The organism is Rhodococcus sp. NPDC057297 (genome assembly GCF_042667435.1).
Classification (GTDB): Bacteria; Actinomycetota; Actinomycetes; order Mycobacteriales; family Mycobacteriaceae; genus Rhodococcoides.
Map to the genome: position 1 here is coordinate 59,931 of NZ_JBHUZE010000009.1, position 12,382 is coordinate 72,312.

Here is a 12,382-nt window from a genome sequence, read left to right on the forward strand (position 1 = left end):
GGCCATACGTGAGATTAAACCCCTGCTTCCGCGGTCCTCCTATCGTTCGAACGATCGACCCAGATCCGACTGCTGAGCGGGTCGAACTCAAATATGAAATCGCCCTCGGGGGCGGATGCCCGCGTTCTACAGTCCGTGGCCATTGTCGTGCTGGCGTTCGGTGACGACAGTGTCCGGTGGTTGTTCCGGATCCCTCGTGCGAGAAGGGCTTTTCGAACGTCCAGGTCCGGGTGCGTCCGCAAGCAGGCGTGCAATCTTCTGCCCGTCCGGGTTGGCGGGCCGCGCGTCGGGTGTTCGACGGTCGGCGGTGTCAGTGACCCCGTCGATTGCAACCGTTTCGATCTGCTTGGCTGTCGCCGAGTCAGCGCGGATGCGTTGTTCGGCGGTATGACGCTCGCTGGCCAACGTCACTGTTCGCTGACGTCGGCCTCGTTCGATGATGGCATCGTCGAACACGGTGGCGGCGGTCAAGTCGGCGGCGCGGTGGTGCGGGTCGGTGGCGCGTGCCGTAATGGCCGGCCAATTGTTGGGGTCGGCGCCGACGCGTCCGGCGGCGTCGCCGGCGGCGCGTTGGGTGTCGCGGACCTGGCGGGCGAGGCGTTCTTCTCGTAGTCGCGCTTCGGCCACGGCGGGTTCGAGTGTCCTGCGTTCACGCCGCTTCGCGTTGGATATGCGGTCGGTCAGTGTGGCGTGCTGGCTGCGCGCTGCCTCGTGGTCGGCAGTGATTCGGGCCAATTCGGTGTCGAGTTCGCGGGCGGCTTCGATCGCTGCAGCTTGTTCGTCGAGACGGGCGTACAGCTTCTCCGTATCCGCGACGACGGTGGGTTCGATACGTCCCCGTCCGGCTCGGTCGACGAGGGCGTTGAGCTCCGCATCGGGTACGAGTCGGATCGGGTGTTGCTGCATCGCCGCCAGCAGGGCTGCGTCGGCGTCGGACAGCGTGGTCTCAGTTTCGGGCTCCGGTTCGAGCTCCACGGTCTCGGACGGGGCCGGTACGTCGGTCTGTGTCACGTCTGCAGGTGCGGGTGCGTCGACTGCCGTGCTAGCGGGTTCCAGCTTGCTCGGTTCGACCGCGACGACGTCGGTCCCGGCCGCGACGTCGGCGCTCGGTTCTGTGTCGACGTCGGGGGTGTTCATTGCGGCGCGGCGGGCGGAGTGTTCGGCCCGCCAGAGCGCGTTCTCGATCTTGTCGGCGTCGGCGCGCAGCTCTGCCAGTGCGCCGAGGTCGATGTCCAGCGCGGTGTTGCGGGCGGTGAGGACGTCGATGTCGGTGACTTCACCGCCGTCGGCATCGATGACGCGCGTGTAGGCGGCGGCGGCCTCGTGCGCACGGATCCGTGCTGAGGCGGCGGTCTCGTCGACCAGGCGTGCCCGCCAGATCTCCCAGTCGAGTTCGCGTTGCGCAAGTGCACGTGGGTTCGGCGTTTGCGCATCCTCGGGCAAGCCGTCATCAGCGGCGACGTCAGGCGTCGCGTCGACGGCAGGGCGCACGGTGGTATCGATGTGATGCCACAGCGCTTCGGCTTCGAGAGTGGCGTCGATCCAGTCCTGTTCGGCGTCGAGCTTGGCGATGCGGGCGGGTTTCTGCCGGTCTGCGCGTGCGCGGAGGTCGAGGATCATCGGGTCGGTGAACGCGAGTGAAGGGCTAGTGCCGTTGTCGATCGCGGCGCGCATCTCGCGTACCGCGTTCTGTGCTTGTTCGAGGTCGATGCGAAGCAGGCGTACGCGTTCTTCGCTGCTGGCCGTCGGGTACGGCAGCTCGATGACCGGGGTGATGGCGACGATGTCGGCGAGTCGGTCGAGCACATCGAGGACGGTGTCCGGGTCGACGTCGTCGTAGCCCGGGACACCGCTCGGCGCCGAGGCTTCGTCGGGTAGGTATTCCTCGCCTGGATCGGGCGGTGGTGCGTCGTCGTACTCGACCGGCGTGTCGAGCTGATCGAGAGAGGCGAGGTAGTCGGCGTCGGAGCCGTCGGGGATCGACGGCGACGGCGCATCGACCGACCCCCTCTGGGTTGCGGGTGCGTTGACGGCGGGCGGGAGATTGGCGGGGTCGGCGAACTCGGGCGGCAACACATCGGCGGCGGTGTCGCCGATCGTCTCGTCGACGGGGGCGAGTGCTTCTTCGTCCTCGGCCGTGATCGGTTCGACGTCGGGGCCGATGTAGGTGCGGGCGGCGTGGTTCTCACGAACGAGCATCTCGGCCCGCCACGTCAGTGCGGTGGCGAGTTCGTGGGCGGGCAGGGTGACGCCGTGATCGACCGGGTCGATGCCACCGTGCAGGAACTCGTACGCCGTTCCGAGCAACTCCCCGGCCGTCCACGCGGCCGGGTCGGCGGCGTCGACGGTGGCGACCAGGGACGGCCAGGCGGGGTCGGACATCACGCGTACGGCCGGGCCGTAGCCGAGGATCTCGATCAACTCCGACGACCACACCGGGGCGAGTTCGCTGGCATCACCGGTGCCGCTCTCGTGCGCCGGGGCGGACAACTCCCGCGACAGTCGCCACCACAGTGCGGCAGCGGGTAGCTCGTCGGGCAGCGGTGCGGTGTGGAAGGACTCGCGGACGAGGGTGTGAACGTCGATACCGGCGCGCGCAGCGGCCGCGAACCGATCGGCCAGGATCGGGAAGTACGGATCACGGGCGATGTGGATGTCGAGTTCGTCGACGAACGGACGCCACCGAGCGACCGCATCGTTGCCGGATCCGATGACCGCCGCGGCACGGTCGTCGAGTGCGCGTTGCGCTTTCACCGACGCGGCGGCGAGCTGCTCCGGTCCGGTCGGTCGGCGGTCGATCGGATCGACGTCGTGCGCCGCTCGGAAGACAGCGAGATCCGCCAGCAGATCCAGATCGGCGTCGGTGCCTGCACCCAGGAATGGGCGTGCCCACTCCGGTGCGCTGGTCGGTGTCCACGCCGCGACATCGGTGCGGATCGCGTCGCAGTGGGCGGTGGTGAGGTCGGCGCGGACGGTGAGGTAGTCACCCCACTCCGGGAGCTCCGCCAACCGTGTCGGAATGGCAGGCAGCCACGGCAACGGTCCGGTCCCGGCGGAATGCCCGGCGGAGGGGTCCAGTCGCCAATCGAGGACCGCGGCCCGGTCGACAGCAGTGCCGAGTTCCCGCGACCGGACAGCGGTGCGGAGTGCGGAGACGGGGTCGCGTCCGTGTGCGCCGATGATCGCCAAGTGTCCGAGCAGGGTCGGCCATGCCGGTTCGTCCGTCAGACCGGGCACTTCTTCTTCGGCGGCGGTGTCGATCGCGGCCATCATCTCGGGGCCGACGAGGATTTCCGAGCCGGTGGCGACGGAGTAGTCGTACGCGCGCGCTGCGGGGGCGAGGTTCAGGTGCGGATCGTCGGCAGCAGCGAGGGTGGAGTGCGCGGAGACTTGGGCGCCGTCGCGGCGCAGGATCTCGCGTAGATCATCGACGGCGGTCGGTGGGAGTAGTCCGCGTTCGGTCATCGCGGTGTGCAGATCACCCTCGGACGCGGTCGCGAGGTAGATGTGGTTGGCCTGGCGGCCGCGGGTGAGCGCGACGTACGCGAGTTGGCGGGTTTCGTCGCCTGTGGCGACGACGTGGCAGGTGTCGGCGGTCGAGCCCTGCGCCGAGTGGACTGTTCCGGCGTAGCCGAGTTCGGTCGCGGACTGGACGTAGTCCGGGTCGAGGGTGACGGTGCGACCGAGTTCGAGATGGCGCACCAGCAATGATCCATCGGCGCCGACGTTCTCGACGATCCACCGGTCGCCGTTGCGGACCCAGTCGGTGCGCGACAGTGCGTTGCGGCGATCGTTCGACCGCGTCCGGACGGTGTCCCCCACACTCGCGGACAATCCGTCGGCGAGCACGGCTTCACGCCCGACTCGTTCGTCGGTGGCGGCGAGGCGGTCGGTGCGGGCGCGGGTGTTGAGTTCGGCGACGAGCTCGCGGGTGGGGGCGAGCATGATCGCGTCCATGCCGCCCGCGTAGTCGGCCGCCCACGCGGTGTAGGCGTCGTCGGTGGCCGTGGCGATCGAGCCGACGTGGACGCGCCGGTTGTCGAGGTAGAAGCCGAGCGCGGCATCGTCGCCGTCCCGCAACGCCAATGATGCCGCGCCTTCGGCGGCGTCGCGGAACCGCACCACTTGCGAGAGCGACAGTGCGCCGACGCGGTCGTGGATATCGCGCAAGACTCCGCCCGAGGCGACGGAGGCGAGTTGTTGATCGTCGCCGATCAACCGGACCGTCGCACCGCGCTCGGCGAGCGCACTGACGGCTTCGTCGAGGTCGAGGGTGCCGGTCATTCCGGCTTCGTCGACGATGACGAGCGTGTGCTCCCCGATCGCCGAATACCACTCCGGCACCGCGACCGATTGCCCGTCGCGCAGCTTCCGGGTGATGTCGACGAACTTCGCCAACGTATCCGTTGTTGTCAAGATATCTTGACGTAGGACTGCGGCGGCAGCAGCGGTCGGTGCGAACCCGACGACGCGGCCGCCCGCGTTCTGCCATGACACCGTGAGCGCTTTCATCGCGGTCGTCTTGCCCGTACCCGCCGGGGCGAGTGCAAGCTGCAGCTTGGCACCGGAGGTCGCCATTGCCCGCACGAGTGAGCGTTGGCCGGCGTTGAGGTCGCGGCCGTTCGCCGACGATTCCAGTAGCGCCATCTCGACGTGCTTCTCATCGACGGCAACACCGTCGGTGCGCTGTGCGAGTGCGACGATCCGCGCTTCGGCATCGAGGACAGCTTCGGTGGTCAACAGGGCCGATTCGTGGCGGGTGTGCACGTCCAGTCCGTCGCGGCGGCGCATCTGTTGTGGTGCGATCTCGGCGGCCGGATCGATGTTCGCGGCACCGGAGAGGTAGATCGACATTCCTTCCCCGCAAGCGATGTCGGTGACGGTCTCGACGAGCTCGTCGATGCGCGCGGTGTCGGGGTTCGCTGCGCGCACTTGCCGCAACGCTTCGGCGCGAATGTTGTGCCGCTGGAACCGTGATCGCTTCCGCGAGACGATGCCGAGAACGTGATCGGCGGTGCACGCGGCCCACGCCATATCCAGCTCGGTGGTGCGGGCTGCCGGTGTGTGTCCGGTGATCGACGCAACAAGTTGCGACAGCTCCTCACGCGAGCCCAGGATCTCGATCGCTTCCTCGCGCCACCCGGACCGTTGATCGGCATGAGAGACCGGTTCGTGTTTCGCGGCGCGGGTTTCCAACGTGGCTTGTTGCGCCAGTGAGATCGCTTCGATCGCGGTCGGTTCGCGGCCGTGATCGGCTTGGAAGGTGCGGGCGAGTTCGGCGGTGCGGACCTTGATCGCAGCGCTCCGTGAGGACCACCGCTGCGCGAGACGATCGTCCATGCCGTCGATCTCCCGCACCGGCCGCTTCGACCGATCCGCGGACGGGCGTTCGCTGAACCGCACCCCGATCCGGTCACGCAACTGCGCTTCGAGAACGGTGTTGTAGACCTCGGAAGCGGGAACGTTGTTGCGATACAATGCAGCACCATCGAGCGCCAACCACTTGATCGTTCCATCCGCACCAGTCGTCGCGACCTTGTTCGAGATCGCGACGTGGGTGTGCAGGTTCGGATCCCCCGCACGCGAGTCGCGGTGGGTGAACTGTGCAGCGATCAAACCGTTGCCGTCGACCTGCGCAACACCACCGGTCCCGACACGGGTGAAGCACGCGTGCTCCTCGAGATAGTCGATGGCGGCGGCGATCGCCGCTTCGTGCGCCGCCTCGATCTGCTGCGACATCTCCCGCGGCGCAACCGCCCACAACGCCGACACCGACTTCACCGGTGTGAACGTCAAGTCGAAACCTGCAACAGCGGTGGTTTTCTGGCGTCCGATCTTCGCCACCCACCCCGACAGTTCACGCTCATCGAGCGGCGGTCGGCTGTACTCCTTGGCGAACATCTGTGTGCCGACCGTCGTGCGGATCCGCGCACGTTCTTCGGGCTCGATCGCCGCGTTCCACTTCTCCCCGTGCGAATGATTGTGCGCGACGAACGCTTCCGCGCACGCCACCCGGTACGCCGTGGCACCGGAGTCGATCTTGAACGCCCGGCCCAACTTGCCGGCCTTCTCCGCATCCTTGCTCGATGCGCCCTGAGCGATCGCCAGCTCGAACATAATGTCCGCGTTCGGGTGCAGCCCTTCCCCGAACAGTGCCTTCATTTGCGCCTCGGACACCTGCTGGCCCGGTGCGACCGATCCCAACTCGGCCAACCCTGACCCCGCCCAGCGGCCTGGCGACTCCCCTTTTTCGGAGTAGTAATCGGCCAGTGACGAGGCCCCTCGTTCGGTGGAATCGGCAGCCGCGACCTGCCGAGTCAGATACTCGTACCCGTCCCCAGCGGTCAGCTTGTGCAGACCCATCACAGCGCGGACTCTACCAGCGATAACACGTCATGCATCCACAGTGCATGAGGTGTGTGGGTTTTAAGAGGTCGTAAAGAGTGTGAGATGGGGACGGGCAGTCTGTGGAGTCGAGGTGGTCGAGTTCAGTGGTTGGATTAGTGAAATGGGGGGAGGTTGTGTCAGGAATCGGCAAAATCGGGGTGGTTCGGGTTAAGGTGAGCGCCATGGCATCGACGCAGGCACGACAGAACGCGCGTGCTCGGGCGCGGGCCGCGCACCAGAAGGTCATCGCGGACCGAAAGGCACGCGACGACGCGAACATCGCGTCGATGACCGAATATTTCACCGCTGCCGAACAGATCGAGGCGGCGCAGCGGGTGATGGCGAACGCAATCGTGGCGATCCGCGAACGAGAAGGCACCCTCGCGAAAGCCGCCGAAATCCTCGGACTCGGAACCGGGCAAGCTCGCAAGCTCGTTGCCTTGCTCGACGACTCGACGTCCGCGCCGGGCACAGTCGACGACGACGCCCACGGTGCCGATGCCGCGACGGCCGCAGGCGAGACGGCCATCGCCGATCAGTCCGGTCCCTCCCCCGCCGACACCGGTGCTCGCGTCGTGTCCGACGCGGCCACGACGTAGCGCTGGGGCGGTGACTCGTGGCGGGTAGTGAGATGACCGAGCTGTCGTTGTTCGGCGACTACGACGAGGCCGCGCTCACCCCAGCCCCGCCGGTGCAGCTCGCATTGTTCGGCGATGACACCGACATTGCACCGCTCGTTCCCAACCGGCGGTTGTGGCGTCCGCTGCAACAACCCTTGGCTGAGAAAACGGTGGCGCGGTTCTGGAAAAAGGTCGTCAAGACTCCGACGTGTTGGTGGTGGCGTTCGGCGGTGTCCTTTCCGGACGGTTACGGCCGATTCACCTTCACCGACGGTGACACCCCGCGCACTCTGTCGGCGCACCGGTTCGCGTTGTTGCTCGCGCACGGAGACCTCGGTGACGGCATCGTCGGCGAGCACGACTGCGACGAAACCTTGTGTGTGCGTGTCGTCGACGGGCACCTCAAGCTCGGCACACAATCGGCGAACCTTGCGCACGCGGTGGCGATGGGACGACACATCGGACCCGCACCCGCTGGTGGTGATCCACGCGGACGCTACGGACGGGCCGTCGCGATTCGCGACGCACTCAAAGACGGCTACGACCCGGAGCTGTTGCACGCCGCTCTCGCCGGCCACGCAGTCGCCGGGGACGCTGCACCGACACTGTTCTGACACCGCCCGCGCACAGCGACTGTGTCGGACCCCTGATGTAGGAACGACAGAACCGACACCCGTCGGACGATGAGAAAGGAGTTGGACCGTGGATCTGTCTTTGTTGTCCGACACCGCCGGCCCGCTCGTTCCGCTGTCCATCCTCGCTGTGTGCGGTGTGATCTGTTTGGTGCACTACGTCGGTTACAACGATCCTGGTTGGAAGGGGATCGTTGCGAACGTTCTGCGCGTCGTCGGTGGGATTGCGGTCGTCGTCGCGATCTGGGTCGTATCGGCGTCGTTCATCGCTATTTTTCTGGCGATCGCTGGGGTGCTGTTTTTCATGGCTCCGCTGTTTCTGCTCGGCGGCGCGAGCGGTGTCGCGGACCGGCGCCCACTCCGCCGCGATTACTACCGCGACCCGTACCGCCACGACTACTACTGAACGACGCTCGGCCCCTCGCTGCCCGTCATTCCCCGATTGGCGGTACCTGCTGAACCGGACGCACCGAGTATGCGAGCAACCGGCTCGCCAGCTCTGGGTTCAGACCCCCACGATCCGGTTTGCTGAGGATCTGGAACAGACGCCGCCGATACTCGACCATGCCGATACCGAATTCCACGAACACCTCCGACGCACTCGCCCCGCCGTACGGTTCCCATTTCACCGCGAACTCGATCAGCGGATCGAGTTCGCTCTCGCGTCCGGTCATCGCTGATCCCCGGCGGTGTCACCCGTGTCCTCCACAATGTCGGCGTCGTCAACGAAGACCAGTACGCCGGTCTCGAGTGCGACCGCCCATCGCGACACCGGCGCCCAATTGCGCCCGAGCATCTCCACCGGCACCACGACATCGGCGTAGTCCTCGACAATCGTTCCCGCCAAGACACTGCCGTCAGGACGAACGACGTCGACGACATCGCCGACCCCGCGCCCTGCGTTTGTGTAACTTCCCGACACAGACATGTCGATATTGGACCAGATCACCACCGACATCGCTCGCTGTCGACTCCTTCGCCGATTCGGCAAGACACCACAGCAACCCGCGCGACCGCAGCGCTGCCCCGGCCGCCACACCTCGCTGTTGCTGCATCGTGTGGATCCTCGTGATGATCTAGACTCGTCACTGGTTCGAACGTCGATGAGGGTCACGTTCGAGCGCGCCCCACCCCGCATCACGCCGATGCGCACCCTGTGTGTGTCGTGGACTGCCCGCTCGCGTCGTCGAGCGCGGCGACGTGGTGCCTGTCCGGTGGGGATGTCCGCGCATCGAATCCTGAAAGGCCCTCACCTCTGATGTCTGTCACTCCTGTTCTCGCTCTCGACCGAGAGACCGTTCTGGCGCGTGCACGCGATGCCGCGCTCGCGCGCACCAAGTTCGTCGAAGCGCTCATCGACGCAGCACAAGCCGCTGCCGAGGCCCACGACAAAGTCGTGGCCGCAACCCGTCTCGCGGACCGCGCCGACACCGAACATGCCGACGCCTACAACGACGCACTCGCCGCCGGATGGACTGCCGCCGAACTCAAAGCCAGCGGGTTGAATGCACCCACGGCACCGGCGAAGAAGAAACCCGCCTCTCGCAAGAACGCCACCAAGACTGCTCGGGCGGCTGCACCGCGCAGGCCCTCCGACACTGCTCCGGAGGAGACGACGCCTGCGCACCCCGCCAGCAGCTCCCCCGGCCCGCGCGACGCCGGAGATGACACCGGCCATCGCGACGCGCCTCCGAGCGAGCAGTGACTGCCCTGAGCGCCGGTGCGGATCTCGCCATGGTTCTGATGGTGACCGGACTGGCGTTACTGGCAGCGGGGTTGTTCGTCATTTCCGAAGACCAGACCTCGCGTCCGTATCCGGCGGGCAACACCTTGGTCGTCGTCGGCTTCTTGTGCGGGTTCGCAGCACTGATGACCGCGCCCGCCTGAGCTGACCGACCGCTCTTACTTTCCATTCCCCGTGCTCGTCCGGTGACGTCCTGGCGAGCACACCCCGGTGGCCGCCGTGCCACCCCACGTACCGTTTGGAGACCCTGTTCATGACTTCCCCTGCACCCACCACCGAGCAGACCGGACCGGCGATCGCAGTCGAGATCCGCTCCCTCGACCAACACCAGGATCCCGGTTTTCTGCATTACCGCGGCGCGTTCTACACCCACACTGCCGCTGCTCGATTCGCTCTCACTCAAGCCGCTGCGCTCTCGGAAACGCGCGGTGTGCCCGAGGTCGCGGTGTCGATCATCGGGGACACCGGGAACGCTGCCGGGACGAACGTGGAGTTCATCGGCTCCCCCGCCGAGCTGGCCGGGGAGTTGGCATCGAACCGCAACTACGCACCCGGTGTGCGGCGTACCGTCCTGCCGCCCCCGGCGCACGTCACCACGATCGTCGATGCCGCCGTGACACGCACACCGCCGCCGGGGATCGACCTCGATCATCCCGACGCGGTCGAGGTCGAGGTGTATTCGACCCGGCCCGATCCGCTACCGAACTCGCGCACCGACGTCGGGGTCTACGACTACGAGAGTGCACGCGCCGTCGCGGACGAGCTCGCGGAGCAGTTGGGTGGTGAGGTCACCCCATTGCGCGGAGATACGGTGCTGCGGATCGCTCACGCCGCCGAGTTGTCCGAGGTCGACCGGGAGTCTGCTGCCCGCTACACGCGGGTGGAGGAGTTGCGGGCGAACCTCGCCGCGCTCGACCCGGTCGTCGACGCCGAGCACATCACCGTCCTCGCGCAGGATCTCGACGAGCTTCGCAGCCGCACACCATCACCCGCCGCACGCGAGGTCGTCTCGTCCGACCGCACGGTCGAGGCAGCCATCGCGGCCACGCCCGAGAGTGCGGTGGCCGGGAGTGCGGTCGATGCGTCGACGCGGCCGCGTGGGTTGGTCAGTGCGCCGCCGAGGTTGGCTGTAGGTGACCGCTCCCCTGTGTCGGATGCGGCGCACCGGATGGCCCCGCTGACGGTCCGGACGCAACAAGAGAAACGAGACGGGCACTCACACCTTTCGGTGTGGGTGCCCGTCTCGTTGTCGGTGGCCGGGTGATGTGTGGCGCGTCGTCACTGCCTGCGGGAGGTGCTGCGGTCGGTGTGCCTCAATCGAGGTGGTTCTCGGTGTGGGCACCGCTACGGAAAGCGGTGAGGCGGTTGTATGCGGCGCGTTGACGGCGGCCGTGTGTCAACAGATGTTCGAAGAGGTCTGCTTCGGGCAGTTCCTCGGCGGCGGTGATGATCGAGTGTCCGGCGGCGAGGAAGGATCGTCGGTAGGACTGCGAGAGCACGATATCGGCGTGATGGGTCGCGGCGAGGGGAAACGCGCCGAGAGTGGCGATGTTGACCAGACGCCCACGCAGTGGCCCGTCTTTCTGCCCTGCCGCGCCCGAACGCACCAGTGCGGCTGCGACAGAAGGAACGTCGAACGGTCGACCCTGCTCGACGAGTTCGGCGATGACCGCGAACAGGCGGCCGTGGGCGTAGTCCTCGAAGTCGTGGGCGGTCAGTGTCGCGGTGATGCGTGCAGCGTCGGGGGCGTCTGCACCGGGGTGGTAACTCCACATCAGCGCGCACAACAGCAGCGCTTCGGGGTCTGTGTCCAGATCGTACGGCGGCGAACTATCGGGGCCGGCCTCGACACGGTCGGGCTCCGATGCGGGTTCGGGTACCGCGTGCAGCGCCATCTCTGCCCTTCGTCTCGTTGTTCGCCGGTCAGGCGGTGGCTGCGGTCCGGCGGGCGTGGGCGAGGTCGGCGGCGCTCGCGCCGAGGGTGCGTGCCTCGTCTTCCCATTGACGGCAGGTGCGGTGCAGGGCTGTGAGAGCGGCGAGTGTTCCTGTGCGGGTGGCGGTGTCGATGCGTGCGGTGGTGCGGCTGTATTGGGTCAGTGCGCGGTCGAGACGGGTCATGGTGTGTCCGTTCAATCGATGGTTCGTTGTGTCACTGGTTCGTTGTGTGGCTGGTCTTTTCGCGTGACGCACTGACGTTCGGTCAGCCGGTGACGGCGGCGCAGTCGCGGCATTCCCACCCGGCGCTCTGCCGGGTGCAGGTTCGGCGTTCGGTGCACAGCCAGCAGATCTGGCTGCGGCGCTGCTCCGGTTCACTCGTTGCCTCGTCGACGTCGGTTGTGGTGCGTTCACGGTAGCGGGTACGTACGACGTCATCGCGCTGCTTCAGCTCCGCTGCGACCTCGCCGGGATCTCGCACCGGTTCGGTCGTCTGTCTCAGCATCGACCCGAACGCGGTCCGGCAGCTCGCGCACACGTCTGCGGGATGGGTGACCGGGTAGCGGCACCCCGGTAGCGCGCACACCTCGAACAACGACGCCGTGACTGCGGCGCCGACGTGGGCCGGTGTCGTCATAGCCGCTCACACCTGCCCGTAGCAGGCGATGAAATGCAGAGCCCAGTCCGGGAGTTCCTGGCCGGTGCGGCGCATGTGCCTGATCTGTTCGATCGTCTCGCGCTCCTCGGCTTCGGCGGCGAGCATCTCGCGACGTTCCTGTTCGTACTCACGGCGCGCGATGTCTGCCTCGCACAGCAGGACCAGACGGTCGAGATCGAACTCGTTGGCGGGTGTCTCGCTCATGACCCCAACTATACAGGCTCACCTTGTAACGTGCAAGGTGAACAGGCCGTGGATCGACGCCGACGATGCCCGACACGGTATGCGGCAGAACGGTATACGTGCCGACTCCGACTCGGGCACGCCTTTCGCGCGCGCCAGCAGACAACACTCGCCGGAGTCTCCCGACGCCGACGCCGGTTTCCGTGATGTCAATGTTTCTTGA

The 12,382-nt window shown here is 66.9% G+C and carries 13 protein-coding genes; 6 read left to right on the forward strand and 7 right to left on the reverse strand.

The features are described from left to right. Positions 1-126: 126 nt before the first annotated feature. Positions 127-6,363: a MobF family relaxase gene (gene mobF, locus ACFULT_RS22155; RefSeq protein ID WP_378482669.1), complete on the reverse strand. Its 6,237-nt coding sequence runs from the start codon at positions 6,361-6,363 to the stop codon at positions 127-129. Between the two features lie 206 nt (positions 6,364-6,569). Here mobF and ACFULT_RS22160 point away from each other — a divergent pair, with 206 nt between their 5' ends. The 3 genes from ACFULT_RS22160 (at position 6,570) to ACFULT_RS22170 (ending at position 8,045) form a co-directional block, all read left to right on the forward strand. Next, positions 6,570-6,986: a hypothetical protein gene (locus ACFULT_RS22160; protein WP_378482511.1), complete on the forward strand. Its 417-nt coding sequence runs from the start codon at positions 6,570-6,572 to the stop codon at positions 6,984-6,986. A 32-nt stretch (positions 6,987-7,018) separates the two neighbouring features. Further along, positions 7,019-7,621, forward strand: coding sequence for a hypothetical protein (locus tag ACFULT_RS22165; RefSeq protein ID WP_378482512.1), 603 nt, complete (start codon positions 7,019-7,021; stop codon positions 7,619-7,621). A gap of 88 nt (positions 7,622-7,709) precedes the next feature. Further along, positions 7,710-8,045 (forward strand): hypothetical protein, encoded by a 336-nt coding sequence (locus ACFULT_RS22170; RefSeq protein WP_378482513.1) that lies wholly within the window; start codon positions 7,710-7,712, stop codon positions 8,043-8,045. 25 nt (positions 8,046-8,070) lie between these two features. Here the strand turns inward: ACFULT_RS22170 and ACFULT_RS22175 are convergent, their stop codons facing one another. Further along, on the reverse strand, positions 8,071-8,313 hold the full coding sequence (locus ACFULT_RS22175; protein ID WP_378482514.1) for a hypothetical protein: 243 nt from the start codon (positions 8,311-8,313) through the stop codon (positions 8,071-8,073). Beyond that, complete coding sequence (locus ACFULT_RS22180) at positions 8,310-8,597, reverse strand: hypothetical protein (protein WP_378482515.1); 288 nt, start codon at positions 8,595-8,597, stop codon at positions 8,310-8,312. Before ACFULT_RS22180 ends, ACFULT_RS22175 begins: the two co-directional genes overlap by 4 nt. A 300-nt stretch (positions 8,598-8,897) precedes the next feature. On the opposite strand from ACFULT_RS22180, the gene ACFULT_RS22185 reads away from it, so the two are divergent. The 3 genes from ACFULT_RS22185 (at position 8,898) to ACFULT_RS22195 (ending at position 10,647) form a co-directional block, all read left to right on the forward strand. Beyond that, a complete protein-coding gene (locus tag ACFULT_RS22185) occupies positions 8,898-9,344 on the forward strand; it encodes a hypothetical protein (protein ID WP_378482516.1) in 447 nt (148 codons plus the stop codon). After that, the gene (locus tag ACFULT_RS22190) at positions 9,341-9,526 is read left to right on the forward strand and encodes a hypothetical protein (RefSeq protein WP_378482517.1); all 186 of its coding nucleotides are present in this window, start codon (positions 9,341-9,343) and stop codon (positions 9,524-9,526) included. The genes ACFULT_RS22185 and ACFULT_RS22190 overlap by 4 nt, the downstream gene beginning before the upstream one ends. A 110-nt stretch (positions 9,527-9,636) precedes the next feature. Next, a complete protein-coding gene (locus ACFULT_RS22195) occupies positions 9,637-10,647 on the forward strand; it encodes a hypothetical protein (protein WP_378482518.1) in 1,011 nt (336 codons plus the stop codon). Positions 10,648-10,696: 49 nt separating this feature from the next. Here the strand turns inward: ACFULT_RS22195 and ACFULT_RS22200 are convergent, their stop codons facing one another. The 4 genes from ACFULT_RS22200 to ACFULT_RS22215 form a co-directional block, all read right to left on the reverse strand. Continuing rightward, positions 10,697-11,278, reverse strand: coding sequence for a DnaB-like helicase N-terminal domain-containing protein (locus ACFULT_RS22200; protein WP_378482519.1), 582 nt, complete (start codon positions 11,276-11,278; stop codon positions 10,697-10,699). 28 nt (positions 11,279-11,306) lie between these two features. Further along, the gene (locus ACFULT_RS22205) at positions 11,307-11,501 is read right to left on the reverse strand and encodes a hypothetical protein (RefSeq protein ID WP_378482520.1); all 195 of its coding nucleotides are present in this window, start codon (positions 11,499-11,501) and stop codon (positions 11,307-11,309) included. 82 nt (positions 11,502-11,583) lie between these two features. Then, on the reverse strand, positions 11,584-11,955 hold the full coding sequence (locus ACFULT_RS22210) for a hypothetical protein (protein WP_378482521.1): 372 nt from the start codon (positions 11,953-11,955) through the stop codon (positions 11,584-11,586). Between the two features lie 6 nt (positions 11,956-11,961). After that, entirely contained in the window at positions 11,962-12,180 is a 219-nt protein-coding gene (locus tag ACFULT_RS22215; protein ID WP_378482522.1) for a hypothetical protein, read from the reverse strand. Positions 12,181-12,382 lie beyond the last annotated feature (202 nt).